Consider the following 25,861-nt stretch of genomic DNA (forward strand, 5'->3'; position numbering starts at 1 on the left):
TTTGGGTATATTAATTTAGAAAATCCATACAAGTGAGCATTTTGCATAAACCCCAAGAGTGTTTTCCAATCAGCAATATATAGATCGAAACGCTTTAGTTCGTCTATATATTGTACTTATGTGCGATGGGAATCGAATTATGCAAAATGCTGAAGTGACAGCTTTCACCAAACTTGTACACATTTATTGATATCGAGGTGCTCTTCATTGAAAAAATGGTTATCTCCCGCTTTGCTTATAGCGACATTTGCTCTTAGCGCAGTCGCTCATTACACGCATTGGAACGCTATAGCCCAATTTGTCATTTGTGCAATTTCTGTTGTATTCGTAGCCGGTTTCCTCGGCAGGGCGACCGAAAGCGTCGCGCATTATGCTGGCCAACGTTTAGGTGGATTCTTAAATGCCACCTTTGGTAACGCAGCCGAACTGATCATCGCCATCTTTCTTGTTAAAGAAGGTCTTTACGATATGGTAAAGGCTAGTCTTACTGGTTCTATCATCGGCAATCTGCTGTTGGTGCTAGGAGCAAGTCTGTTCGCTGGCGGTTTAAAGTACAAAGTACAAAATTTCAATATATCGCTGGCTGGATTAAGTGGTTCTCTGATGATTGTGGCTGTTATTGCCTTGTTCGTTCCAGCTGTCTTTTTGAACACACACGTTATCACGGATAGCGAATCAGATACGCTCAGCCTCATTGTCGCAGGCACGCTCATTGTCGCGTATATTGCGTGGCTTATTTTTTCTATGATTACGCATAAGGACTATTTATCTGATGTGACCGAACAAAAAGATGAAGAATTACCACATGAGCATGCCCCTGTATGGTCCAGAAACAAATCCATTGCCTATTTGATACTTGCTACCGTCATGGTCGCTTTTGTCAGCGAATGGCTGGTAGGTACGCTGGAGGTGTTTACGACCCAATTTGGGCTCAGCGAATTGTTCGTAGGTGCCTTCCTCGTCGCTATTATTGGTAATGCAGCCGAACACAGCGCTGCTATTTTACTGGCGATGAAGAATAAAATCGGTGCATCGGTTGAAATAGCTGTCGGCAGCAGTTTGCAAATTGCGCTATTTGTTGCCCCTGTGCTGATATTTGTCAGTTACTTTATGGGAAACACGATGAATATTGTTTTCACTACTATTGAGCTGGTCGCCATTGCTGTCGCTGTATTTATCGCCAAATCCATCACCCAAGACGGCTCAACCAACTGGTATGAGGGGCTCATGCTATTGGTAGTGTATGTATTGTTAGGTGTATCCTTCTTTCTTGTGTAGCTTTTTAAGGTTTTAAAATGTTCATTAGGATGGTGGAAGGGGATGCGCTTTTACCATCCTAAAAGAACATTTTTTTAAAAAAAGGCATCAAAAAAAGCATGCTCTCAAGCTCCGCATGCTCTCATCAATTCAACCGTCTTCCTAATTGGCCTTATTATTCATGGCCTCATATAGAATAGCCAGATTGCGTTCCAGCTCACTGACCAGCTGTTTACCTACCATTTCCGGAAGAAGTCCAGCGCGAACCGCAAAATCCACTTCCTTGGAAAATCCGTACATCTGAGTATCCAGCACTTCCTCATAGAGAGGGCAATAACGGGTTGCCAGATTCTCCATCTGTACTTCAATAAGCTTCTTTATTTTATCTGCATCTTCCTGAAGCAGATTAATAGCCTTGATATTCAATTGTTCCTGCAAATCAGATGAAGTCATGGATTCTTCCCCCCTATGTCTCAATGTCGCACAAGACGTCCTATCCTTAATATTAGACCAAATTGCAGGCTAATACAAGAACCTGACAAAAAAAGCATCCCTACAGTTACAGGTAGGGATGCTTTTGCTTCAAGAATAAAGTTAGCTGGCTACTGAAATATGAAGTCCGTGCTTCTCGAACACCTCGATGATCGCTTTCTTGGCTTCCTCCGCATCTGGTCCATGAACGTGTAGTTCATAGCTATGGCTGCTGACTAGGGTCGTAAACAAGCCCAGTATACTTTTCACATCAATATACTTATTTTCGGAATGAAGGACGATGGAAGAGGTGAACTTGCTCGCCGTCTGTGCAATTTCAACAACCGCCGCGTTATTATTGGACATAGAAATCCCTCGCTTTACTGAATTGTCATGTATCGTTACTCATCCATAATGATACATTGAAATCGCTTTCTCAGCAAGAACGGATATCGTTATTTTAAATTTTCAGGGTTTAATGGCTCCAGCTCAGGCAGTACAAAGATGCCATCTTTACGAATCAAAACATCGTCAAAATAAATTTCACCACCGCCATATTCTGGACGCTGAATCAACACCAAATCCCAGTGGATCGATGAACGATTACCGTTATCCGCTGTTTCATAAGCTTGACCCGGTGTAAAATGTAAGCTGCCGGCGATTTTCTCGTCAAACAAAATATCCTTCATTGGATGTAAGATGTGCGGATTAAACCCGATGGCAAACTCGCCAATATAACGTGCTCCCTCGTCAGAATCGAGAATATCATTCAGCCGCTTCGTATCGTTACTCGTTGCTTCCACGATCTTACCATTTTCAAAACGGAATTTAACATTTTCAAAAGTAATGCCATTATACAGGGTTTGTGCATTGTAGCTGATCGTTCCGTTAACGGAATCACGTACAGGCGCGCTGTATACTTCGCCATCCGGGATATTACATTGACCTGAACACTTGATAGCTCCAATTTGCTTAATAGAGAAATTCAAATCCGTACCCGGTCCACTAATCCGTACCTTGTCCGTCCGATTCATCAGGTCTGCCAATGCATCTTGAGCTTTGTCCATTTTTGCATAATCCAGATTACACACATCGAAATAAAAATCTTCGAACGCTTCTGTGCTGATATTCGCCAATTGAGCCATGCTGTCATTCGGATAACGCAGCACTACCCATTTGGTGTGTTTCACCCGTTGTTCGCTATGTACCGCATGCTGATAAATGGAATTATACAATTTCATTTTATCTTCCGGCACATCTGACAAATCATTTACATTTTCACCTGCACGAATTCCGATATAGCAGTGCATTTGCTTCATCCGGTTAAGGTCAATCTCAGCCCAGGTCTCCAGCATCTCCTTTGTCGCGTGACGAAGCATGGCGCTCTGTACCTTACGGTCTGTAAGTTGTACAAAAACATTTCCACCTTTTTTACCAACTTCATGAATGATGGCGTTAAGTAAGTCGCGCTCTGTACCAATCATTTCGATTAATACATTTTCTCCAGGCTGCACTTCAACAGAGTAACCTACTAAATTTTCCGCCAGCTTAAGTATTCTAGGATCTTTCATGTAGTGTCTCTCCTTCTCTATTTCATTCTTTTTGAACAATGGTTAATTCAAAGTCCATTGTATCACGCCCGCCACGTTACTTGTAGTCCTCAAAAGTAACTCTGGTTATCAAAGCCTCTTGATGCAGATCTTCATTTTCTCCCTGTCGGGTAATCTGGCATTCGGATGAAAGCTTTAAGGGTAAACCTGTTTGGCGATCTATGGTCAAATGATACACCGTATGCACAATGGATTGCTCCAGCTGGTTATTCATATCCTCACAACTTTGCGCCCATATTTGGCTCAGCTTCTTTCGCAGCTCTCGATTCGTTCCTGTCTGCTGCGTTTTTAATATCACGATTTGAGGGTTTAACGTATTCATTTCTTTTATTAAACGATCTTTCAACCAGCGCTTTGCCGAAGCAGATTCCGGTTCAATCCTCAACACCCAAGTTCCCCGGGCAGCTCCCGTTTCCATACGAATGCTCTTATTCAGTGTATTTAATTCCTCAAGCTCCTGAATCGGATTGAAGCGATTTAACATACCATTTCCAACCACAGGAGGATAACCGGATGTCAGCGAAACCCATTTCCCACTCTGACGAATAAAACGTTCCTGTGTAACATCATGCTCGGACTTACCTTGTTTCAGAGCTGTGTAGCCACCTTGCTTACGGAAAGCCTCTGCAGAACCCCAGTGCATGGTCAATTCATCGTGATTTCTTAGCCTACCGCGATATTCAAACTGCTTATTCGTTGGCAGACCACTGTCTGCTCTAATTGCAGTCCGTCCAGTAAACGTTACCATCTCTTTGCCAGCCATTCCTGCAACAGCTCTCTTAAAAATCTGCTCAGGCGTATATTGTCGATCCAGTGCACAACCACTTAACACACCTATTACAAGCAACACACCACAAACCTTCATCATCCATTGCTTTTTCCAATGCATCCCATCATCCGTCCTATCCTGAACATAGCTGTACTCATGAGCAATAATCCTGCTTCAAGCCAGTTATGCTACCTGGTTCACTTCATCGCGTTATCCCTATAGTTCAATCATACACACGATATAGCTGCGTTTAGGATTACCTGTCTGCAAAGGGTTATGCAAGACAAAAAGAGAACATTCCCTAAGGAATATTCTCTACACATTGGCTACATGATCAACAACTATTCGATTGCGTCCTTCATTTTTCGCTTCGTACAAGGCCATATCAGCCCTATAAAATAAAGATTCAATACTGATCTGCTCGTCCAGCCAGTTCCATTCAGCAATCCCGCAAGAAACAGTCACCTGAGGCTCAGTTTCATGCTGTACGCGGTAACGTATTTTTTCTGCATATCCGAGCGCTTGCTGTACCCCCAGCTGCGGTAAATAAATGGCAAGCTCCTCGCCGCCCCATCTCGCACATACATCCTCATCGCGAGTCGCCGAACGAACGATATTGCTGACGCTTTTCAAAATTTCGTCACCCGTCTGATGCCCATGCGTATCATTCACCTGTTTGAATTGATCAATATCTACCAAAATAAGAGATCCACAGAAATCCTTTTCCTGATGTTGCTGAATGATTTGGTCCACATAATGACGTACATACAGACCTGTTAACATATCCATATTAGCCAACCGCCGCACCTCAGCGTGCAGCATAGCATTGGTTACCGCCAACCCGATATGAGGGGCTAGCATTTGCAACATTTTGTAATTATCGTAAGAGAAAAAGTGCGGAAGCTTGCTGGACAATAGTATAACCCCTTTAGGAGTACCGCTGGTCTTCATAGGTACAGCCATCAAAGACTGGGAGTGCGTCGCATCCATAAAATGAGAGGATATCTTCCCATCCTTTCTATAGTCCGACACAATCACTGGTTCCCCTGTTAAGCGTATTAGTCCAGCAAATCCATCTTCAAGAGGGTAACTTTCCAGTCTTAAGCTTTCCACATTACTCGACATGACCTTAAAACAGTTTCCATCCTGGTCAAGCTGTACAATACAACAAAAGTCCGCCATGAACATTTTTAATAACTCCTGCACGGCAAATTCAAATATTTCATTTAACTTCAGGCTCTGATTCAAGCGCTGAACCAGTTCATTAATGAGACGCAATTCATGGATAAGTACATTCGATTGCTCAAGCAGCTTTGCATTTTCAAATGCGGTGCCAGCCGTATCCGCCATCATGGCAATCAGCTCTACATCCACTTTTTTCATACTATCCGCGCCCGATGGAAGAATCATATGGAAAACACCGTATACGCCCTGCTTACCACGTAATGGGATGCCGATTTCAGTTATTTCATCTTGTGTACCGACAGGCTCATTCACAGCCATTTGCCCTTTCATAAATGCACGGACGCATACATCTTCGTCCCGTTCATGCAGCAGTAAAGGTTTGACCTGCGGATTGCGACTATGTCGATCCTGACTCATATACAAGGTGATATCTACATGGGGAAACAAATAGGCGATGCTCCCGAATACCTCATCCAGCACGCCTTCTACGTCAATTTTGTCATGCATCCGTTTTACAATCTGAAATAAAATAGAACGGCGTCTACCTTCATGATCGCTTCGATTCCGCATCCCAAGGACATCTTCCATAAATATGTACTCAAACTTCGTGTAAAAGCAGGATTTAAAATGTAAAGCAGCTGATAACAATGTGTCCAGATTTGGGACAGAATGTTGAGCAGGCCGTGTAAAACGAAGAGCGGCAAAGGGCTCGCTCTTGTAATTACGGCATAGTATGGGAACCATATACACAAACGCAAGGCTTCCATCACGAAGTTTGCGCTGGCTCACTTCCATCTCTCTAGATATGCAACAACGTTCGACCAAATCCAGATCCTCGTCATCATCTTCTTTTTTACCAGCAACACGAACACCTATAAAATTAAAAACAGCAGTATATTCTTCGTTAATCCAGGATATACCATTGCCCTGTTGTAACCAACTCCGATATCCTTGAACAAGCAGCTGGTTAATATAGGGGAAATCATAGGGTGTCATATCCATGTTCTGGAGCCAGGCAAAAGAAGTATATCCTTTATCATCAAACAGCGGAGCACCGCTAGCCTGGACCGTTTTACTGTCAAGCATTTGCTGATCCGTTGTTGAAAATTCCGACATATTAAGGCGCTCCTTCACAGCAAAATTAGCTGTACCAAGACAGCGGCTATACACCACTATAGCTCATAATATGATCTATTTTACTCCCAACTCTAGAAATTTGCATCCATTTTCCAGAAATTCGTCCCACTTTTTTAGTTCTAAAGCCCTATCGACAAAATTTGACGTTTTCATTCTTTTTCTCTTCTTGACATTGACCTACTCTTACATGTAGTATATATTATTGAAAAAGACTGTACGGCAGAACTATCTACTGTGCGGATCTTAAATTTTGGGCGTAACAGTTTGTGTCACCCTCATCTTTTTTGTTGCTGACAGGACAGCGGCTGAACTTTTCTGTCAGTAGTGCGTCTCACCTTAATAGGTAGCGCCGAACAAATTGGAGCGCAAAGAGAGCCCCAACTCAAATTTTAATTATGAAGGAGTTAACTCTATAATGGCACGTTACACTGGTCCTAAATTTAAATTGAGCCGTCGTCTCGGTATTTCCCTGAGCGGCACAGGTAAAGAATTGAAACGCCCTTTCCCTCCGGGACAACATGGTGCAAACCAACGGAGAAAAATCAGCAACTACGGTATGCAGCTTCAAGAGAAACAAAAGTTGCGTCACATGTACGGCTTGGGTGAAAAACAATTCCGTACCCTGTTCAACAAAGCTCAACACATGCACGGTATCGCTGGTGAAAACTTTATGTTCTTGCTGGAAAGCCGCCTGGACAACCTTGTATTCCGTCTTGGCTTTGCTAATTCCCGTGCAGGCGCACGTCAATTGGTAGCTCACGGTCACGTTACTGTGAACGGTAAAAAAGTTGACATCGCTTCTTACCAAGTAAGCCCTGGCGACGTGATCGGTCTTCGTGAAAGAAGTCGTTCCCTGTCTTCCATCAAAGAAGCTTTGGAAAACCGCAACCACTTGGTAGCTTACCTGGAGTACAATGACGCAGCTCTGGAAGGTAAATTCATTCGTTTGCCTGAGCGTGGCGAATTGTCCCAAGATATCGATGAAAAACAAATCGTCGAATTCTACAACCGCTAATCCCTGCATTAGCACCAAAAAGCACCCGAATTTATTCGGGTGCTTTTTTTATATTCCTTATGATCGAGCCTGAGAGTTTTATTCAATGGGGATGTATACTTTCATGCTCAAATGATCTGGATAGGAGGAATTCATCACGTCCGTAATTTCAAAATCTGGTCCCTCCCTCCGTTCAAAATTAGAATTAGGAAGCCATGTGCCATAGATAAAGTCTCGTATATTCTGAACCCGTCCATCTGAACCCGAAGCGTCAAACTCAGCATACTTCCCTGCTGGAATCTCCATATATATGAAACCCTCTGCCAGTTCATTTGACTCTTTTTCAACTGCCTCGCCCACCACAAATGAAAATGCACCATTGTCTTCAAATCGACAGGCAACCCCATATGACATTCCCGGTGCGATCTTGTTCGGGATACACATAAAATATTCATTGGCTCCAAAGTGCCCATAAAATCCTGGAATTTCTTTATAGTGCTGCTCATTATTCAGATTTGTTTTATATTCATACCCTATAATTTTGGTCGTTTCGAGCTGCAATATCACTGGCTTGTTCACATCCAAATCCCCCTTCGTATTTTTTTGATAATCCAGAAAATTAATTTTGCTTTGTCCAGGAAGCTCAATATCACTGTTACGATATTTCCCAGGGGTGATCCCAAAATTCTTTTCAAAAGCGCGGGTAAAGGCTTCTTGCGAGTTGTACTGAAACTCAATAGCAATGTCCAACACTTTTTGATTGGATTGTTTTAGCTGTTCAGCCGCCTCGGACAATCTTCTCCTTCTTATATACTGTTGAACCGTAAAACCCGAAATGGCCTGAAAAACCCGCTGGAAATGAAAAGCTGAAAAGCATGCCTGTGAAGCAATATCGGCAATTTTTAGATCCTCCCGGAGATTCAATTCAATAAACTCAATCGCACACTGAATTCGTTTAAAATAGTCCATATAATCCTTCCCCACACTCGTAATTGTTCTGATTATCGATCCTACACTCAAATTGTGCAACCCACGTTTTCATTATGTATAACTCTTCACCTACATGTTTGATTATTTGTGCTAAGTTTACCATGACTTTTCACTTGGCAGAAATAAAAAAGCAACGCTGAGATCGAGACAATCTCAGAGCTGCTTTTGAATATATTTTCATTATCCAAGCTTGATTTTAGCAAATTTCCGTTTACCTACCTGCACAATGTCGCCTTCCTTCGGCGTGTATGCTTCGTTCACATCGGTCCATTTCTCTTCGTTAATTTTGACCGAACCCTGCTGAATACTGCGCTTGGCTTCACCGTTAGATGCTGCAAAGCCCAGATGAGTCAGCAACTGGATCACACGAATGCCACCTTCTTCTAACTGATCAGCCGTCAAGGTGAACTCTTCAATATCGTCAGGCAGCGCGCGCTGCTGGAATACGGTCACAAAATGCTGCTTCGCTGCTTCCTCTGCTTCTTCACCATGGTACATGCGCACTAACGTTCCAGCCAGCTTCATTTTGGCATCACGTGGATGCACTGAGCCTTCCTTAACACCTTTCGCCAGCTCTGCCAACTCCTCGTTGTTGATATCCGTTGCAAGCTCAAAATATTTCAGCATCAGCTCATCAGGAACGGACATGGATTTTCCGTATATTTCGTTCGGCTCCTCATCAACACCAATGTAATTCCCCAAGCTTTTACTCATCTTCTGAACTCCATCCAGCCCTTCAAGCAATGGTAAAGTAATAGTAGCCTGTGGCTCAACTCCGTATTCTTTTTGCAGGGTTCTACCCATCAGAAGATTAAACTTCTGATCCGTTCCCCCTAATTCAATATCGCTTTGGAGAGCCACGGAATCCATGCCCTGCATCAGCGGATAAAAGAACTCATGGATACTGATCGGCAATCCGTTTTGGTACCTTTTGGTAAAATCATCCCGTTCCAACATACGGGCAACCGTTACTTTGGCCGACAGGGTTACTACATCAGCAAAAGACATTGGCCCTAACCATTCGGAATTGTAAAATACCTTTGTTTTTTCAGGATCGAGAATTTTAAAAATTTGTTCCTTGTATGTTTGGGCATTGCGCTGTACATCTTCCTCAGTCAGTTGCTTACGAGTCTCCGATTTACCTGTCGGATCACCAATTCTGCCTGTAAAATCTCCGATAATCAGTTGTACTTGATGGCCTAATTCCTGGAACTGGCGCAGTTTGTGCATAACAACCGTATGTCCGATGTGAATGTCGGGAGCAGATGGATCAAGGCCCAGCTTAATTTTGAGTGGCTCGCCGCTAACGACCGATTTGATCACCTTACGCTTCAGCTCATCCTCCGGTACAATTTCCGCTACACCCCGCTGTATCACCTCTAGCTGTCGTTCTACCTCTACCTGCTGCTCCGGCTTCAATTCTTCCCACTTCATCCTGTATACCTCCTATTTTTCATCCAAAATATTACATATTAGACAAACCAAAAAGCCCCTTTCATCCCAAGGGACGAGAAGGAGCTACTCGCGTTACCACCCTAATTAAAGAAACGCATGTCAAAGACAGACATTTCTTTCACTTCATTCCTATAACGGGCCTACACCCGGTACTGGATTACTATGGTGCTTCGCAAACCTGCAAAAGCTTTCCATTCATCCAGACAGCTCCAGACGGTAATTCAAAGGAGGGACGCTACCGATTCACACCACCCATCGGCTCTCTGTACAACGTGAATCCGCCTTCTACTGAAGTCTTTCTCTGCTTTTCACGATATTTACTTTGACCTATTTATAACACACTGCTTTTATGTAGTCAACGACACCAAAAGACAGGCTTTTTAGCATATGGGTTCATTTTGTAATTTTATGCTATAATAATGGCTGTTATAAAGGAGGAAGACTTAATGGTTGAAGAAAAAAACAATGTATCAGAGCCAAAGCCTTCCCGCTTGCGGACAACCATGCGAAGGCTCGGCCGTGTCATAAAGTGGGTCGTCATCATCGGTTTTATGGGGGCACTATTTGCAGGAGGAGCGGCCGCCGGCTATGTTGCTTCTATTGTAAAAAGCGAACCCGTGCGTTCCAGATCCATGATCCTACAGGAAGTAGATAAGAATGCAATTACAGGCTTCGCTTATTTCAATGATGGCTCTCCCATCGGACAACTCCGGACAGAAGAAGATCGAAGACCTGTCACGTTTAAGGAGATTCCACAACTCGTCATTGACGCAGTCATTGCCATTGAAGATAATCATTTTTACGAGCATAAAGGTGTCGATCTATCGGGAACACTGCGTGCTGTGAAGCAAAAGGCGCTGCATGAATCCGTACAAACCGGGGGTAGTACCCTCACCCAGCAGCTTGCGCGTCGTGTCTTTCTAAATCTCGATCGCACGGATGATCGCAAGGTCAAAGAAATTTTGCTGTCTCTGCGCCTTGAGCGCTTCCTAAGCAAGCAACAAATTATTACGGCCTATCTTAATAAAGTACCTTTTGGTAACGGTTCAAGCGGTTACAACGTCTTTGGCATTAAAGCAGCGGCCAAAGGTATCTTTAATGAGAATGATCTGAACGAGCTTAATATAGCCCAGGCTGCCTATCTGGCAGGTTTGCCACAGCTTCCTTCTTCCTATTCTGCTTACAACGGTAAGGGTGAGTTTAATGAAGCTGGCTTTAAAAGAGCCATCAACCGCCAGCACCTGGTGCTCAGTCGAATGCTGGAGGAGAACAAAATCAATAAAGCACAGTATAATGAAGCGATGGCTTTTGATATCAAAAAATCTCTCGCACCACGTACTGTTAAGGCTTATAACACCTATCCATATCTTATGATAGAAACAGAACGACAAGCTGCGCAGGCACTCATGTCTGTCACTAATCCGGGTCAAGCAGCTAATGCCAGTGCAGATGCCAAAACCAAGGACGATAATGATTTGCTCAAAGAAGCTGAACAGCAGCTTCGCACAGGCGGTTATATGGTGTACACCACCATTGATAAGAGCGTATACAAATCTATGCGTCAAATTGCAGAAAATAAGAATAACTTCTCTGCCACTAGTAAAACCAAGGGTGACGAACAAGCAGCGGCTATTCTGATTCAGCATAAAACAGGCGCCATTCTTGGAATGATGGAAGGTCGGGACTTCCAAAAGGAGCAGATGAATTATGCCACCCAGATGGTTCGTCAGCCGGGTTCGGCAATGAAACCGATTGCTGCCTATCTCCCTGCATTGGACAGCGGTCTTGTGCAGCCTGGTAGTATCGTGGATGATGCCCCTATTATTTTGAAAGATGGCAGTAATGGGTATCACATTCCGAAAAATTCTAACAACCGCTATCAAGGATTGGTCACGGCGCGTTATGCACTGAATCAATCGCTCAATACGGTAGCACTCAAGCTGTTTAACGAAAAAGTAGGGATCAGCAAAGCCTGGGCTTTTGCCAAGAAGCTGGGCATCACCACCTTGGAATCCAGTGATAACAACGCCCAAACGGGTGTACTTGGCGGCTTGGCCCATGGGGTGACCGTCGAGGAGCTTACGAATGCATATGGAGCCATTCCAAATGGCGGTGTGTTTAATGACGCCTATATGATCGAAAAGATTGTGGATTCGCAAGGCAATATTATATACAAGCATCAGCCTAATCCTGTGCAGGCCTTCTCACCGCAAACCGCCTACCTGATGACAGATATGTTGCGTACAGCCGTGTCGGAGGGCACAGGCAGACTGGTGAAGCGGAACTTTGATCAATCCGGTAAGATTCCGATTGCCGGCAAGACAGGCACTACGCAATCCTACACTGATGTTTGGTTCGAGGGCTTTACGCCTGACGTCACACTGGGTGTATGGGTTGGTTACAAGCAACCTGTCAATAAGCTTGAAACGAAAGTCCAAAAAGAGCGGGCTCGCCGCTTATGGGCTCTAATCATGAATGAAGTAACAACTAAAGATGCTCAGCTGTTCCAAACGGACAGCTTCAAGAGACCTGACGGCATTGTAAGCCGTACAGCATCCGCGTATGGTTCGGACATTTATAACAGTAAGTATCCACCTAAAAACAGTGAAAATGGTGTGAGTCGTGCGAAATATATTACCTACCAAGGTGTGAATTATATTCCACGCGATGGTACACCGGATGATATGTTATATGAACGGACCGTTAGGAAACGGGAAAAGTCAATCTCAGAATTGATTAAAGAGCTTCAGCAAGCCTTTAAGGTGATGAGACGACATAATTCGTTGTCCTACTATCTGCCTCAGGATGCAGATAAGGAAGCTCCTACTCAGATTGATCCACGCAAGGACGATGGAGCAGCTCCTAACGCTCCATCTAGCGTCAACGTAAGCTATAGTGATGGTAAAGCCATAATCAGCTTTAGCCCAAGCGGAAACAGCGACGTCGTAGGATACCGTCTGTATCGTTCTACAGATGGGGGGAGCTTCCAACGGCTTGGCAAGGTCGTTATGGCTGACAGCTCCAAGGTGTTCTCTGACAGCCCTGGGGGCAGCAGCTCTAGCTACTACGTGACCGCCGTTGATGTGGGCGGCCATGAGTCCGGTCCAAGCACGAAAGCAAGCGCAACACCTGTAGTGCCACCTGCAGATTCTGAGTCTCCAGACGTTCCGGGCGAGGGAGATGGAACAGGTGAGCAGCCTACAGAGGTCCCTACTGCCCCTGGACAGCCTCAAGCTAAAGCCGCAGGCTCATCCGTAGCGCTCCAATGGAGCGCAGGTAAGTCGGCGGACGCTATTACAGGCTATAACGTGTATTACAGCGAAAGCGGTGCGGAGCCTTTTACAAATATAGGCTCTACCGCATCTACCAGCTTTGAATATAAGTCGAAGAAAAAGCCAAAAGGCTGGTTTCGTGTCACTTCCATGAATGCCATGGGGGAATCGGCTCCTTCTGGAGCCGTCCGTCCATAACTGAAGACAAGAGTAGAAAGTGATAGGAGTCCCCTTAGCCATTAAGGCTTTGGAGACTCCTTTTTTTAATTCTAATATACACTGTACTTCAATCCTCTATGGTAGATAAGTCACCTGTAGGAAGGTTAAGCTCCCAGGCTTTCAACACGCGTCTCATAATTTTACCAGAGCGGGTTTTGGGTAACCTTTCCTTAAATTCAATTTCGCGTGGAGCAGCATGGGCAGACAGCCCTTCCTTAACGAAGCGATAGATGTCCTGCTGTAAAGCTTCAGACGGTGCATAGCCTTCACGCAGTGCAACAAAAGCTTTGATAATCTCTCCCCGCACGGTATCTGGTTTTCCAATGACTCCGGCTTCCGCTACAGCAGGATGCTCCAGAAGCTTGCTTTCCACCTCAAAAGGGCCGATTCGCTCTCCAGAGGAGTTAATGACATCATCAATCCTACCCTGAAACCAGAAATATCCGTCCTCATCCATGTAAGCCGAATCACCCGATACATACCAACCGGGAAAGCGGAAATATTCCTGAAACTTGTTCGGATTGTTCCATATACGATTCATCATGGATGGCCATGGTGTACGGATCGCCAAGTGACCCATCCGGTTAGGAGGCAACACCTGCCCTCTGTCGTCCAAAATAGCAGCTTGAATACCTGGGAGTGGCTTTCCCATCGAACCCGGCTTAATCGGCAGCTCAGGGTAATTACAGATCAACTGTGCGCCTGTTTCCGTCATCCACCAAGTATCATGAATGCGCTGTGTATATACTTGCCATCCCCATCGCACCACTTCGGGATTCAGCGGTTCCCCAACGGATAATACATGCCGCAGACTGCTGAGATCATATTTGGAAACAACCTGCTCCCCTGCGCTCATCAGCATCCGAAACGCTGTAGGAGCACTATACCATATGGTCACTTCGTGACGCTCAATCGTACGGTACCAGTCTTCCGGGCTGAAACGCCCCCCACGAATGACATTCGTCGCTCCATTTAGCCATGGAGCAAAAATACCGTATGACGTTCCCGTGACCCAGCCAGGATCAGCAGTACACCAATACACATCATCTTCCCGCAAATCCAGCACCATTTTGCCAGTATAGTAATGCTGAATCATTGCATTTTGCACATGATACACGCCTTTGGGCTTGCCTGTTGAGCCTGATGTATAGTGAATAATTAATCCATCTTCACGATCCAACCATTCAGGCTCAAGTTCCTCTGAGGACGTAAGCATTTCTGTCTCAAAATCGATAATTCCCTGCTCGCGTTCATCCATATCACCAACCACAAAAATATGCCGTAGCTCAGGAAGCTCCTCACGTTTTACCCGTGACAGAAGCGCAGGTGTGGTCACTAATGCAACTGCCCCACTATCCTCCAATCGATCCTTAACCGCAGTTTCCATAAACGCCTCAAACAATGGACCGACAACAGCCCCTACCTTTAGAACACCAAGTAAACTAATAACCAGCTCAGGTGAACGTGGCATGAAAATAAACACCCGCTCCCCTTTACCAATACCGTATTTGCGCAGCACATTTCCGAACCTGTTAGAGCTAGCACGAAGCTGAGAGAAGGTGTAGGTTTCATGACGGTTTGCGTCACAATACAATAGTGCCGCTTTCTCACCCCGTCCTTCCTGTACATGTCGATCAATGGCTTCATGTGCCATATTTACCTTGCCTGTTTCATACCACGTAAAATGACGCTCTGCATCCTCCCACTGAAAGTTGTTGTAAGCTTGTTCATACGGGCCCATGTTGGATGTGGGAACTACAGTCTGGAGTTCTTCAATCTTCATGCGTTCAGCCTCCTCACAATGGATTAATGAGAAACACGCAGGACAAGATAACGCTTACAAAAATCAATAAAGCAGATAGATTCCTTTGGTTTACTGGTTGATTTAAATTGTGAACATTTTATGTCTAAAACAGTATATCATAGGTCACGATGTGACGACCATCCTTTTCATTTAATTGTTTTTTTGCTATAAGTATGGGATATGAGGAACGAGCTCATGGCGAACAAGGAGGGCGTACGTATGCAGCATTTAAAACTGTACCACTCGGATACGCTGGATCATAACGGACAAACAATCTATGTAGAAGGCCCCGTATCCGCGGATCAACTGCGTTCATTTCAAATGCACAAGCAATTAGATGCCTTTCGCAAACCAAGGGAGCAATTCGACGCGTTGGTGGATATTTCGGAACTGCCAGAAGGCAGAATTATCATTGCCCACAACGGGGAAACCCTTTTGGGATATGTTACTTTTCATTACCCAGATGAGATGGAGCGCTGGTCGGAAGCTGGCATGAAGGATTTATTGGAACTCGGAGCTGTTGAGGTAGCCGATGACTATCGTGGTCTAGGCCTGGGTAGCCGAATGATTCGGATTGCCTTTGAGGATGGACAGCTTGAATCCTATATTATTTTTACGACCGAATACTATTGGCATTGGGATTTAAAAGGCAGCGGTCTCTCCGTATGGGAATACCGCCGCATGATGGAGCGTCTAATGAAAACTGTAGATATGGTCTGGTACGCCACGGATGATCCTGAAATATGCTCACATCCTGCTAACTGTCTGATGGTACGAATGGGAAAGGATGTGCCCCTCGCATCACAAGAGCAGTTTGACCATATCCGATTTGTCCGAAGATTCATGTATTAAAAAAATTATACCATTAGCCCAAATGCTTGAGCATGAACTCCACAATACGATGCGAACGATGTGAAGCTTCTACCGTAAATTCAGCATAATTAACGTGGGCCGATCCATCAGCCTTATCTGACATAGATCGTAGTACAACATAAGGCACAGCGTTCATATGAGCTGTCTGAGCCACAGCCGCACCCTCCATTTCGGTACAAGCGCCGTCCATTTCCTGATGCAATGCAGTCACTAACTCACGATTTGCAACAAATTGATCGCCAGAAAGTACCTTGCCGACAATATACCGATCGCCAAACGATTTGCAGGCTTGCTCAGCTAGACTTACAAGCTCGGGATCAGCCACAAACTCTGAGGTGTCCTGATAAGGAATGACCCCTCTGGCATAACCCAAAGGCGTTACATCCATATCATGCTGCATACATGTTGATGAGATGACAATATCCCCAATGTTTAAATCAGGATGAACCGCCCCTGCCACTCCCGTGAATATAATCTGTTCTACACCAAAATGATCAATCAGGATTTGTGTTGTTACCGCCGCATTAACCTTGCCTACACCGGATTTACAGACGACGACTCTTTGCCCGTGAATGATTCCTGTAGTGTAAGTGATTCCAGCCTTGACCGTCTTACTCGCTTCCGTCATCGCTGCCAGCAGCAATTCAATCTCTTCATCCATAGCACCCATTAATCCATAAAGTCGGCTCATTACGCATCCCTCTATTCTTAGTTTGATGATGATGTCCAGAAGAAGCTTTATATCCACGAAAAAAGCTCCATCAAAGGAGCTTTCATCGAAGGTATATCCTATTCAGCACTGCGTCTAGTCTAAATAATTAACTGACAACCGCAAAATAGTTTCATGCGGCAAAATAACGCGAGGGTTCTCCACGTTTTCCTTTTTCATCAGCTTGGTCAGCAAACGCATCGCTACCGCACCCAAATCGTACATCGGTTGCGCGACGGTTGTCAGCTGAGGACGAACCATAGAGGCCATACGAATATTATCAACACTGATTACCGAAAAATCATCAGGAACTTTCAATCCCTCATCTTGAATACTATGGATCGCACCAATTGCCATTTCATCCGTTGCAGCAAAAATCGCACTTGGCTTCTTCTTCAGGCCGAGAAAATATTTCATGGCTTCAACACCAGATTCATAACGGTAGTTCCCGATTCGCACCAGATCCTCCTGATAATCAATTCCGGCTGCTTCCAATGCTCTCTTGTAACCTTGGAAACGTGCATAGCCGTTTGCAGGGTCTTGAAGCGTACCACTGATCATTGCGATTTGACGGTGTCCATGGCGGATCAACGTGTTTACTGCATCAAAAGCAGCCGCTTCATGGTCAATATCGACCGAAGGATAGCTTCCTTTTTCATCACTCGTTGCACATAGAACGATAGGGACCGCAGCTGTATGGAACGCCTGAATATGCTCGTCCGTTACTGTACCACCCATGAACAGAAGACCATCCACTTGCTTTTCAAGCAATGTGTTGATGACACGAATCTCTTTTTCTTTTCGCTTGTCGGCATTACACAAAATAATATTATAGTGATACATATTCGCTATATCCTCAATACCGCGTGCAATTTCTGCAAAAATTGAGTTCGATATATCCGGTATAACCACGCCGACGGTCGTTGTCTTCTTGCTGGCCAGACCTCTAGCGACCGCATTTGGGCGATATCCCAATTGTTCAATCGCTTCGTACACTTTCTTGCGGGTCTGAGGTTTCACATTAGGATTATTGTTAACTACGCGGGACACTGTGGCCATTGAGACACCAGCTTCGCGAGCTACATCATAGATCGTTACCGTCACATTCCTTCTCTCCATTGCCAATAAATTTTCAACCGAATCCTAGATCAACTAATTAGAACCATGATACGACAAAATACTACTTTATGCAACGACAGCACACATTCTATCTATGTGAGATGATCGTGGAGTGCACGGGCTGTAATATTCGAATGGGATGTATGCCAAACAGCTTCTCCGCCCTTGATTAAAATGGCCTGCGGGGATTCATGCTTCACCTGAAGCCTGTCCGCGGTTTCATTGGACACCGGCCGATCTTCTACTACATAAATGATACCGTATTCAATATTTTCGTTGGGAGCGTCATGCAAATAGGACTCCACTTCCTGATATGCGCCTGCACTTATCGGACAACGTGTGCTATGTTTAAAGAGAAGCAACGGCTTGTCTGATGACGCTTCCAGAGCCGTATCTAATTGTTGAACAGTAGTCATTTTTGTCATCGTCGCCATTGGATATACATTCCTTTCTGTGTCTTGTCGTATGGCCTATTCCCATCGTAACAAAAAGAACATGTAAAATCCAATGGTGACCATGAAAATTTTCATATTTTTTAGTTTTTTGTATTTGTAAATACCGATTCACTGGTAAAACCGGATAATTGGACCAATTTTTTCTCTACATCATTCATCCAATCTTCGTCTCCCAGACTTCTCGCATAGCGATAAAGATCCAGTAAGAGATTAATTCGAAGCTCCATCCGCTCCTCCAAAGCAGATTGCCAATCTACATTGGGATTGTCCGCTTCCTCCAGTACAAGCTTGCGAATGATTTCTGCCAGTTCATTGTTGCGAGCAAAAGAAATTCTCCGCGCCGTAGGTTTGCTCCCTAGACTTTGTAATAGTGCCTTAATGTCCTTCGTCACATGCTGCAAAACCTCACTGGAAAAGCATGACGAGCATGAGAATACAGGGACGTGCAAAATTTCAACCTTGTCCGCATAGATTACCTTTCGCAGTTCCAGTCCCATCGGTTTGCCACATTGACATTGCTTATGCATTTAACCACCTCATTACGTAGGATCAAACTATACGAGGATCTCATCAGAATCCAAATATATCTATCTACTAGTCTAATAAATATTTGTTAACTCCATTAAATCTATCATACCTTGTTTTATTTCGACTTTGGGACTTCAAATCCTTCCACACGTTGCAGCTATGAACAAATTACCAAAGCTTTGGCGGGTCAGAAAATGACGACAATTGCCGTCAAAGAGCAGACTACTAACATAAGAATCTGCGAAGGAATGGACTTCGGGCGTTCTTTTTCTTAAGATGTAAAAGTACAGATTACAAAACAGAGGTGTCATCATGTGACGCACGAAAGGATGGTTGGATGTCAAGACTTGCCGGAAAAAAGGTTATCGCCCTAGTGGATGAGGAATTCGAGGATCTGGAGCTGTGGTATCCAATTTACCGTGTTCGTGAAGAAGGTGCAGAAGTGCATTTAGCCGGTGCGGAAAAGGGTAAAAAATATATTGGAAAATATGGCGTACCTGCTGAAGCGGAATATGCCTTTGAGGAACTGAATAGCAGTGATTATGACGGGATTCTCGTCCCTGGCGGTTGGGCACCTGATAAACTGCGCCGCTATCCCAAAGTAATTCAACTCGTACAGGAGTTTCATGCTGCTCATAAGCCGATTGGACAAATCTGTCATGCAGGCTGGGTACTGATTTCTGCTAAAATTTTGGATGGTGTTACGGTAACTTCCACACCAGGTATTCGTGATGATATGGAAAATGCAGGAGCTACCTGGAAGGATGAAGCTGTTGTGACGGATGGGCATATTGTTTCTGCTCGTCGGCCGCCCGATCTTCCACCTTACGGAAAAGCGTTCTGCGATTTGTTAGCAGATAACACCTAAACCGTAATCACAACAGACTGTCAACAAGATGAAAAAAGAACCTTCAAAACCATGAATGAGGTGGTTTTGAAGGTTCTTTTTCGTCCAAACCATGCTACGCCATTAAGGTTTGTCACGACAAGTCTAACAGTATGGAGTTTTTGGCTCCCCCCAAAAGTGTATGCTAATTGCGAAGCTTTGCGGACATTACATATTACTGCCGTCCAGGCCCGGCCGGAGTGCAGCTGACATTAGCTGCAGTCAGCTTGTCTTCAATCGCTGCACCAGTGGACATGCCAAAGCAAACCTGAGCGACCGTCGTTGCCTCAGATGCAGTCGTATTCAGCACACGATGCTTGACCCGCAATAAAGATTGGGGAGACATGCTGAGTTGATGAATCCCCAGTTCCAGCCAAAGCGGAACGGACCGTTCATCTCCAGCCATCTCACCACATACACTCACATCAATTCCTGCTTGATGTGCCGCTTGTGCAGTCATGCGCAGCATTCGAAGTACAGCTGGATGGTATGGATGGTACATATGTGCAATCTGCTCATTCATACGGTCTACAGCCAGCACATATTGAACCAGATCATTCGTTCCGATACTAAAAAAATTGGTTTCAGCTGCCAATAAATCAGCGATCATCGCTGCAGCCGGTACCTCAATCATAATTCCTCGCTGAATGTTCGGATTATAGGCAAGCCCTCTTGCATCCAAATCCGCCATAGCCTCCTTCAAAAGAGCATCTGCCTGGCGGACCTCCTCTACAGATGAGATCATCGGATACATTACCTTGATATTTCCCATTGCACTGGCTCGCAAAATTGCAGTCAACTGGGTTTTAAACAATTCTTTCCAATCCAGACTGATCCGTATAGCACGGTAACCCAGAAAAGGATTTTCTTCCTCTGGTAGTTGAAGATAGTCCAACGGCTTATCTCCACCGATATCCAAGGTACGGATGACCACAGAGTGGTTTCCTGCCTTTTCTGCTATCAGCCGATATACTTCATACTGTTCCTCTTCATCTGGAGCAGATTTGCGATCCATGTATAAAAATTCCGTGCGGAACAGTCCTACACCTTGAGCGCCATGCTTCAAAGCTGCCTCCAGCTCTTTAATCGAACTAATATTGGCCGCCAGCCTCAGGGTGGTTCCATCCTTAGTCACGGCATCTACAGAAGCAAGTACCTGAAGCTGCTCTTTTCTACGTCGTTGCTCGTCGCGCAAAATTTTATAATGATCAGTTACCGTTTTTTCCGGATTCACATAAACTTTGCCCAGGTCTCCGTCCACAACCATTATGTCTCCCGTTTGAACGGGCAAATTCAGATTGCTCTCCAGTCCTGAAACGAGTGGAATCCCAAGTGCACGGGCCATGATCGCAGAATGCGAAGTTTTACCACCATTCATAGTTACAATCCCTAAAACATAGCTAGGATTCAAGTGTGCCGACTGGGAGGGTGAGAGCTCCTTGGCTACCAGAATATAGGGCTGTGTGTCCTTGGGAAGAGTCACCTCCGGTGCACCCAGCAAATGCTTGAGCAGCCGGTTCCCCACATCTTTGATATCGATTGCCCGCTCCTTCATATATTCATCGTCCAGTAAATCAAACATTGTCACAAAATGATCAATGGCTTCCTTCACGGCCACCTCGGCCGCCTTGTACTGACGCTCAATAATTCCACGAATTTCATTCATGAATTCCGGATCTTCCAATATCGCAAGATGAGCATCAAAGATGCTGGATTCTTCTGGCCCCACCATCTCTCGAAACTCATCCTTAATAAACTGGATTTCACTTTTGGATGTGCGTATCCCTTCATACAAACGTTCAAATTCCTTTGCAAGATCTACCGCATCCATTTTTTGATCAGGTAAATCCCACTCCCAGCTCGGCAGGACAAATGCCTTCCCGATTGCCACACCTGCTGCGGCGCCGATGCCTTCTATCATGTTTCTACCCCTCCAACATTCCTGTCATGCAGCACAACGGACATTACCGAGGCCTGACCTTTTTTCACTGTTTTAAACGGAGCAAAGCTCCACGACTTGACGCGATCCGGATTCGTGATGACCATAGGAGTCACCAGCGATGGAGCTTGCTCTCGTAGCGCCTGCAAATCAAATTTGATCAGCAATTGCCCCGGTTCCACCGTATCGCCTGCTTCTACCATAGCAGTAAAATTCCCTTTTAGCTGTGAAGTATCAATCCCGATGTGAAGTAGAACTTCAAGTCCTTCTCGTGTGGAGATGCCTAAAGCGTGCATGGTCGGATACAAATGCATCACAGTACCATACACCGGAGAAACAAGTTCACCGCGTTCAGGAACAAAAGCAACACCGTCCCCAACCAGCTTCGTCGCAAAAATTTTGTCAGGCACTTCATGAATCGGTAGCATTTTTCCATGTACAGGAGCGTTGAACAAAATTTGAGGGAGATCACGCTCCATCAGCTTCGCGATTTCCTCACGAATCAGTTCTGAATACGTTCCGAATACAACCTGCAAATTACCCCCACCCAGATTGATAAGCCCAGCCGATCCCAAAGCCTTCATCGCTCCGGTATCAATCAGCCTGTCATTGTGGACGGTCAGCCGCAAACGTGTGATGCAGGCCTCTACTTGCACAATATTTTCCTTCCCGCCAAGTGCTTCCAAAATAAGCGGAGCACTATAAGGAATATTGCCGGCCCAATCCTCCAGAACCGAACCTTCCTCGCGTCCAGGAGTTGGAATACGGAACCGCCGGATAGCCCATCGAAACAGTACATAATACACAAGCCCGTACGCGACTCCCACTGGAATTAACAACCAGGCGTTATGTGAGAGATGAAAATTAAGGACATAATCTATAAAACCCGCCGAATAGGAAAATCCGTGATGAATATCCAGCTCAAAGGTAAGCCACATGGCCAGCCCAGACATAACTGCATGCACGAGGAACAAATAAGGAGCAGCAAACAAAAAGGCAAACTCAATCTGTTCCGACACTCCAGTAAAAAAGCAAACAAGCGCAGCTGTCAAAAATGTTTTTTGCACCTTTGGCTTCAAATCTTCACGCGCTTCCTGAATGATCGCCAGCGCAATGGCAGGGATCGCAAACATCATAATGGGGAACAACCCGGACATGAAATAGCCCGCTGTCGGATCGCCAGCAAAAAACCGGGGTAAATCTCCCTGCACAACGTTAGCAGACGGTGTTTTATATGTACCCAGTTGAAACCAAAAAATATTATTAAGCAGATGGTGAAGACCAAAGGCCGCCAGTAGTCGGTATAGAATACCGTAGATAAACAGTCCAAAGCCGCCCAAGCTCGATTCCAAACCTACTATAAATTGCAGCCCTCTCTGTATGAGTGGGGCAATAATTAGCATGAGTCCTGCAAACACAGCCGAGAAGAGGCCAATAAGCAGCAGAACAAATCGGGTACCTCCAAAAAATTGAAGCACCTCGGGCAATTTGATGCTTTTGAAGCGATTATAGGCCACCCCTGAAATGACCCCCAAAATGATACCAATGAGCGTCGCCGGTTGAATGAGTCCGTTTCCAAATCTCAATGTGACCTGATCGTATATAGCCATACCAGCCAATGCTGCCAGTCCCGCCTGACCTGCCTGATTCGACATACCCAGGGCAACACCAACCGCAAACAAATATGGCAAAAAATAAAAAATCCCGTGTCCTGCCGCATTTGCCATATCAGACACCATGGGGAATCCCCATGTCGACCAAGGAAGGCTGCCGAGACTTAGCAATATTGCAGCGGCTGGTAGCACCATCGTCGGGAGCATGACAGCACGACCGAGCTGTTGTAAGGATCCGAGCCAATTCATGGCATTCCTCTCCTTTCTATCCCTGATGGTAAGCCGAATAAATACTTTTGTCAAAGCAATGATTCCATCTGCCAAAATATTTATTTATGCTACTACAGGTCCAAAGCTTTATCATCACAAGATAACACTATGAATCCGTTTAGATCCATTTCATCAACAAGGCATACATACATTATATGAATTCCTGAGAGGATAATATACTGTACCATATTCCTCATTTCGCACCAAAAACCTTCAACCCTGTGAAGCAAGGGAAGAAGGTTTTTATTCATCTGCGTATAGCACAGATTACTGATCCATGTTTATCCTTTACGCACAGCCTGGGTCACTGAGTCCTCCACCTTAATGCAACGATCCATAATAACCGTCATTCCATGCTCCTGCGCAATGTCAGCGGCTTCCTGGCTTATAATTCCCTGTTGAAGCCACAAAACCTTAGCTCCAATAGCAGCTGCTTCACGCGCAACCTCTGCACAGTATTCACTGCGGCGGAATACATTGACCAGCTCCACAGGCTCAGGTACTTCAGCAAGACTGGCATAACAAGTCTCCCCAAGGATCGTTTGCCCTGCCGCTGCAGGGTTAACCGGAATAATCCGGTATCCCCGCTTCTGCATGGCATAAGAAACCATATAAGAAGTTCGATCTGATTTATCAGACAAACCAACAACCGCTATATTGCCTACTTGTTCCAAAATGGTTTTAATCTCTTCTCTCGACGGATTTTCAAAAGCCATCCTGTTCCCTCCTATTCGCATCTTCGTTTGTTTTTATTTTACCCATTCTACAGAAGCACCAAGCGTCGTTAGATGGTCAAAATACTGCGGATACGATTTGGCGACATGATGTGCGTCCTTAATCACTAACGGCTTCTGTGCGCGCAAACCAACAATCGTCAAGGCCATAATAACACGGTGATCAAAATGCGCATTAATTTCCACGCCACCTTCGACACCCTCCGGTCTGCCATGTACGATAATTTCCGCTTGGCGTTCTTCTACCTGAGCTCCAGCCTTGGTCAGCTCATTCAAATAATCGGTAATGCGGTCACATTCCTTATATCGTAAATTTTCCACGTTATAAAAACGGGACGTGCCTTCAGCAAATACAGCCGCAGCCACCATTGCAAGCACAGCGTCTGTTGCAGCATCACCGTCAAATTCGACTGCTTTCAATCGACCATTGCCCTTCACAACGACGGTATCGTTCTCATGTGTCAGTGGTACTTCCATCATGCGCAGCACATCTACGATAGCGCGTTCTCCCTGTTTGCTCTGCTCCTTAAGACGATGGATGGTAACATCGGAATTCGTTACTGCAGCAGCCGCCAGCACCGCTGCACTCCCTGGATAGTCTCCCTGTACCGTATACGTACGTGGCTGATAGGATTGCCGTCCCGGGACACGGAAAAACATGTAATCATCGCTTGCATGAATGATAATACCAGCCTCTTGCAATACCTCCAGAGTCTGCCCAATGACCACCTTGGATTTCAAATCATGCAGCACTTCGATTTCACTGTCTTCCTCCAGTAAAGGCGTAAGGAATAGCAGGGCGCTCAAATATTGTGAGCTAACCGAGCCGGACACCTGAATTTTACCGCCTTTCGCCTGACCACCCTGAATACGAATTGGCAACTTACCTTCACGATGGTCTACTTTCACACCCAATTGCCCCAGTGCATCGATTAGATCATCATGTGGTCTTTTGCCCAATGAGTCGGGATATGTATTAACAAATGTAACATCCGGACATAGAGATGCAATACCCATCAAAAAACGGAGCACCGCTCCTGCATTTCCCACATTCAATTCCTTCACAGCTTGAGGATGGCTACCAAAACCTGTAATAACTATTTTTTCATCATCCTCTTCCAGTACTGCACCCAGATCGGCGATACAACGACGCATAGCATCACTGTCTTCACTATGGGCAGGATAATAAATGGTACTTTGTCCCTCAGCAAGTGCCGCAGTGAGCAGATAACGAGTAGTGTAGTTTTTAGAGGACAGGGCCCCAATCTCTCCTTGCAAGGAAGGGGTAGGTCTAACGATAACATCCATAATGTACATGCTCCTTTTCGGTTCAACCATCCTATTATACGTTAATTATACAAGTTGTAGCATTCATTTCTCCACCCAAAAAAATAAGAAATATTAATCTAGGTCGCCCGAGTGAATCCCGTCGGTTAATTAATCTATACCCGCCTTCAAGATTAAGCCGATTGACATCCAAGAGATAGCTTAGCTATCATACATAGAGTGTGTGTGACATTTTGCACACGCCAAAAACATACGTAGCACCCATTATATATCAGAAAAGAGGTC

Annotated in this window: 21 protein-coding genes and 1 other annotated feature; of the genes, 5 read left to right on the plus strand and 16 right to left on the minus strand. The window is 45.1% G+C overall.

The genetic code is table 11. From position 1 onward, the window contains the following. The first annotated feature begins 207 nt into the window (after window positions 1-207). Window positions 208-1,278 (plus strand): calcium/proton exchanger, encoded by a 1,071-nt coding sequence (gene cax, locus MKY75_RS15370; protein WP_029517643.1) that lies wholly within the window; start codon window positions 208-210, stop codon window positions 1,276-1,278. A 141-nt stretch (window positions 1,279-1,419) separates the two neighbouring features. On the opposite strand, the gene MKY75_RS15375 is transcribed toward cax, so the two are convergent. From MKY75_RS15375 to MKY75_RS15395, 5 genes are all read right to left on the minus strand, one after another. After that, window positions 1,420-1,710 (minus strand): YlaN family protein, encoded by a 291-nt coding sequence (locus MKY75_RS15375; RefSeq protein WP_007431028.1) that lies wholly within the window; start codon window positions 1,708-1,710, stop codon window positions 1,420-1,422. A gap of 141 nt (window positions 1,711-1,851) precedes the next feature. Continuing rightward, window positions 1,852-2,094, minus strand: coding sequence for an HPr family phosphocarrier protein (locus tag MKY75_RS15380; RefSeq protein ID WP_013310915.1), 243 nt, complete (start codon window positions 2,092-2,094; stop codon window positions 1,852-1,854). An 89-nt stretch (window positions 2,095-2,183) separates the two neighbouring features. Next, window positions 2,184-3,299 carry an aminopeptidase gene (locus MKY75_RS15385; protein ID WP_340885832.1) on the minus strand — a complete coding sequence of 372 codons (1,116 nt, stop codon included), beginning with the start codon at window positions 3,297-3,299 and terminating at the stop codon, window positions 2,184-2,186. A gap of 76 nt (window positions 3,300-3,375) precedes the next feature. After that, window positions 3,376-4,227 carry a hypothetical protein gene (locus MKY75_RS15390; RefSeq protein ID WP_165150258.1) on the minus strand — a complete coding sequence of 284 codons (852 nt, stop codon included), beginning with the start codon at window positions 4,225-4,227 and terminating at the stop codon, window positions 3,376-3,378. Window positions 4,228-4,422: 195 nt separating this feature from the next. Further along, window positions 4,423-6,408, minus strand: a complete 1,986-nt coding sequence (locus tag MKY75_RS15395; RefSeq protein ID WP_340885835.1) for a sensor domain-containing diguanylate cyclase — start codon at window positions 6,406-6,408, stop codon at window positions 4,423-4,425. A gap of 436 nt (window positions 6,409-6,844) precedes the next feature. Between MKY75_RS15395 and rpsD the strand changes: the two genes are divergently transcribed. Beyond that, entirely contained in the window at window positions 6,845-7,444 is a 600-nt protein-coding gene (rpsD, locus tag MKY75_RS15400) for a 30S ribosomal protein S4 (RefSeq protein WP_013310919.1), read from the plus strand. 78 nt (window positions 7,445-7,522) lie between these two features. Here the strand turns inward: rpsD and MKY75_RS15405 are convergent, their stop codons facing one another. Both MKY75_RS15405 and tyrS read right to left on the minus strand, forming a co-directional pair. After that, window positions 7,523-8,392, minus strand: coding sequence for an AraC family transcriptional regulator (locus MKY75_RS15405; RefSeq protein WP_029517647.1), 870 nt, complete (start codon window positions 8,390-8,392; stop codon window positions 7,523-7,525). A gap of 201 nt (window positions 8,393-8,593) precedes the next feature. Continuing rightward, on the minus strand, window positions 8,594-9,847 hold the full coding sequence (tyrS, locus tag MKY75_RS15410; protein WP_165150271.1) for a tyrosine--tRNA ligase: 1,254 nt from the start codon (window positions 9,845-9,847) through the stop codon (window positions 8,594-8,596). 66 nt (window positions 9,848-9,913) lie between these two features. Continuing rightward, window positions 9,914-10,179, minus strand: a binding site (T-box leader). A gap of 135 nt (window positions 10,180-10,314) precedes the next feature. Between tyrS and MKY75_RS15415 the strand changes: the two genes are divergently transcribed. Beyond that, entirely contained in the window at window positions 10,315-13,338 is a 3,024-nt protein-coding gene (locus tag MKY75_RS15415) for a transglycosylase domain-containing protein (RefSeq protein ID WP_340885838.1), read from the plus strand. A gap of 88 nt (window positions 13,339-13,426) precedes the next feature. Here the strand turns inward: MKY75_RS15415 and acsA are convergent, their stop codons facing one another. Beyond that, on the minus strand, window positions 13,427-15,142 hold the full coding sequence (gene acsA / locus MKY75_RS15420) for an acetate--CoA ligase (protein WP_340885840.1): 1,716 nt from the start codon (window positions 15,140-15,142) through the stop codon (window positions 13,427-13,429). 240 nt (window positions 15,143-15,382) lie between these two features. Between acsA and MKY75_RS15425 the strand changes: the two genes are divergently transcribed. Continuing rightward, window positions 15,383-16,015 carry a GNAT family N-acetyltransferase gene (locus MKY75_RS15425; protein WP_069010578.1) on the plus strand — a complete coding sequence of 211 codons (633 nt, stop codon included), beginning with the start codon at window positions 15,383-15,385 and terminating at the stop codon, window positions 16,013-16,015. 13 nt (window positions 16,016-16,028) lie between these two features. Here MKY75_RS15425 and MKY75_RS15430 read toward each other — a convergent pair whose 3' ends face one another. The 4 genes from MKY75_RS15430 to MKY75_RS15445 form a co-directional block, all read right to left on the minus strand. Further along, on the minus strand, window positions 16,029-16,727 hold the full coding sequence (locus MKY75_RS15430) for a 5'-methylthioadenosine/adenosylhomocysteine nucleosidase (RefSeq protein WP_025724019.1): 699 nt from the start codon (window positions 16,725-16,727) through the stop codon (window positions 16,029-16,031). Between the two features lie 114 nt (window positions 16,728-16,841). Beyond that, window positions 16,842-17,849, minus strand: a complete 1,008-nt coding sequence (gene ccpA, locus MKY75_RS15435) for a catabolite control protein A (protein WP_029517652.1) — start codon at window positions 17,847-17,849, stop codon at window positions 16,842-16,844. Window positions 17,850-17,956: 107 nt separating this feature from the next. Next, on the minus strand, window positions 17,957-18,298 hold the full coding sequence (ytxJ, locus tag MKY75_RS15440; protein ID WP_069010576.1) for a bacillithiol system redox-active protein YtxJ: 342 nt from the start codon (window positions 18,296-18,298) through the stop codon (window positions 17,957-17,959). A gap of 101 nt (window positions 18,299-18,399) precedes the next feature. Further along, window positions 18,400-18,846: a hypothetical protein gene (locus MKY75_RS15445; protein ID WP_029517653.1), complete on the minus strand. Its 447-nt coding sequence runs from the start codon at window positions 18,844-18,846 to the stop codon at window positions 18,400-18,402. 338 nt (window positions 18,847-19,184) lie between these two features. Between MKY75_RS15445 and MKY75_RS15450 the strand changes: the two genes are divergently transcribed. Then, window positions 19,185-19,715 (plus strand): type 1 glutamine amidotransferase domain-containing protein, encoded by a 531-nt coding sequence (locus MKY75_RS15450; protein ID WP_029517654.1) that lies wholly within the window; start codon window positions 19,185-19,187, stop codon window positions 19,713-19,715. 193 nt (window positions 19,716-19,908) lie between these two features. Here the strand turns inward: MKY75_RS15450 and ptsP are convergent, their stop codons facing one another. The 4 genes from ptsP to aroA form a co-directional block, all read right to left on the minus strand. Continuing rightward, the gene (gene ptsP / locus MKY75_RS15455; protein ID WP_029517655.1) at window positions 19,909-21,654 is read right to left on the minus strand and encodes a phosphoenolpyruvate--protein phosphotransferase; all 1,746 of its coding nucleotides are present in this window, start codon (window positions 21,652-21,654) and stop codon (window positions 19,909-19,911) included. Continuing rightward, a complete protein-coding gene (locus MKY75_RS15460; protein WP_340885841.1) occupies window positions 21,651-23,534 on the minus strand; it encodes a glucose PTS transporter subunit IIA in 1,884 nt (627 codons plus the stop codon). The genes ptsP and MKY75_RS15460 overlap by 4 nt, the downstream gene beginning before the upstream one ends. A 302-nt stretch (window positions 23,535-23,836) precedes the next feature. Then, a complete protein-coding gene (locus tag MKY75_RS15465) occupies window positions 23,837-24,271 on the minus strand; it encodes a CoA-binding protein (RefSeq protein WP_029517656.1) in 435 nt (144 codons plus the stop codon). A gap of 33 nt (window positions 24,272-24,304) precedes the next feature. Continuing rightward, window positions 24,305-25,597, minus strand: coding sequence for a 3-phosphoshikimate 1-carboxyvinyltransferase (gene aroA / locus MKY75_RS15470; RefSeq protein ID WP_165150279.1), 1,293 nt, complete (start codon window positions 25,595-25,597; stop codon window positions 24,305-24,307). Between the last annotated feature and the right edge of the window lie 264 nt (window positions 25,598-25,861).

It is taken from the genome of Paenibacillus sp. FSL L8-0663 (assembly GCF_038008125.1).
Classification (GTDB): domain Bacteria; phylum Bacillota; class Bacilli; order Paenibacillales; family Paenibacillaceae; genus Paenibacillus; species Paenibacillus polymyxa_D.

What these genes read in the sequence shown, in the direction of transcription:
- MKY75_RS15405 (WP_029517647.1), bottom strand. Translation starts at nt 8,392, where the DNA reads ATGGACTATTTTAAACGAATTCAGTGTGCGATTGAGTTTATTGAATTG.
- ytxJ (WP_069010576.1), bottom strand. Translation starts at nt 18,298, where the DNA reads ATGGCGACGATGACAAAAATGACTACTGTTCAACAATTAGATACGGCT.
- MKY75_RS15445 (WP_029517653.1), bottom strand. Translation starts at nt 18,846, where the DNA reads ATGCATAAGCAATGTCAATGTGGCAAACCGATGGGACTGGAACTGCGA.
- tyrS (WP_165150271.1), bottom strand. Translation starts at nt 9,847, where the DNA reads ATGAAGTGGGAAGAATTGAAGCCGGAGCAGCAGGTAGAGGTAGAACGA.
- MKY75_RS15415 (WP_340885838.1), top strand. Translation starts at nt 10,315, where the DNA reads ATGGTTGAAGAAAAAAACAATGTATCAGAGCCAAAGCCTTCCCGCTTG.
- aroA (WP_165150279.1), bottom strand. Translation starts at nt 25,597, where the DNA reads ATGGATGTTATCGTTAGACCTACCCCTTCCTTGCAAGGAGAGATTGGG.
- MKY75_RS15395 (WP_340885835.1), bottom strand. Translation starts at nt 6,408, where the DNA reads ATGTCGGAATTTTCAACAACGGATCAGCAAATGCTTGACAGTAAAACG.
- MKY75_RS15460 (WP_340885841.1), bottom strand. Translation starts at nt 23,534, where the DNA reads ATGAATTGGCTCGGATCCTTACAACAGCTCGGTCGTGCTGTCATGCTC.
- rpsD (WP_013310919.1), top strand. Translation starts at nt 6,845, where the DNA reads ATGGCACGTTACACTGGTCCTAAATTTAAATTGAGCCGTCGTCTCGGT.
- MKY75_RS15450 (WP_029517654.1), top strand. Translation starts at nt 19,185, where the DNA reads ATGTCAAGACTTGCCGGAAAAAAGGTTATCGCCCTAGTGGATGAGGAA.
- MKY75_RS15425 (WP_069010578.1), top strand. Translation starts at nt 15,383, where the DNA reads ATGCAGCATTTAAAACTGTACCACTCGGATACGCTGGATCATAACGGA.
- MKY75_RS15430 (WP_025724019.1), bottom strand. Translation starts at nt 16,727, where the DNA reads ATGAGCCGACTTTATGGATTAATGGGTGCTATGGATGAAGAGATTGAA.
- MKY75_RS15375 (WP_007431028.1), bottom strand. Translation starts at nt 1,710, where the DNA reads ATGACTTCATCTGATTTGCAGGAACAATTGAATATCAAGGCTATTAAT.
- MKY75_RS15465 (WP_029517656.1), bottom strand. Translation starts at nt 24,271, where the DNA reads ATGGCTTTTGAAAATCCGTCGAGAGAAGAGATTAAAACCATTTTGGAA.
- MKY75_RS15390 (WP_165150258.1), bottom strand. Translation starts at nt 4,227, where the DNA reads ATGCATTGGAAAAAGCAATGGATGATGAAGGTTTGTGGTGTGTTGCTT.
- acsA (WP_340885840.1), bottom strand. Translation starts at nt 15,142, where the DNA reads ATGAAGATTGAAGAACTCCAGACTGTAGTTCCCACATCCAACATGGGC.
- MKY75_RS15385 (WP_340885832.1), bottom strand. Translation starts at nt 3,299, where the DNA reads ATGAAAGATCCTAGAATACTTAAGCTGGCGGAAAATTTAGTAGGTTAC.
- ptsP (WP_029517655.1), bottom strand. Translation starts at nt 21,654, where the DNA reads ATGATAGAAGGCATCGGCGCCGCAGCAGGTGTGGCAATCGGGAAGGCA.
- MKY75_RS15380 (WP_013310915.1), bottom strand. Translation starts at nt 2,094, where the DNA reads ATGTCCAATAATAACGCGGCGGTTGTTGAAATTGCACAGACGGCGAGC.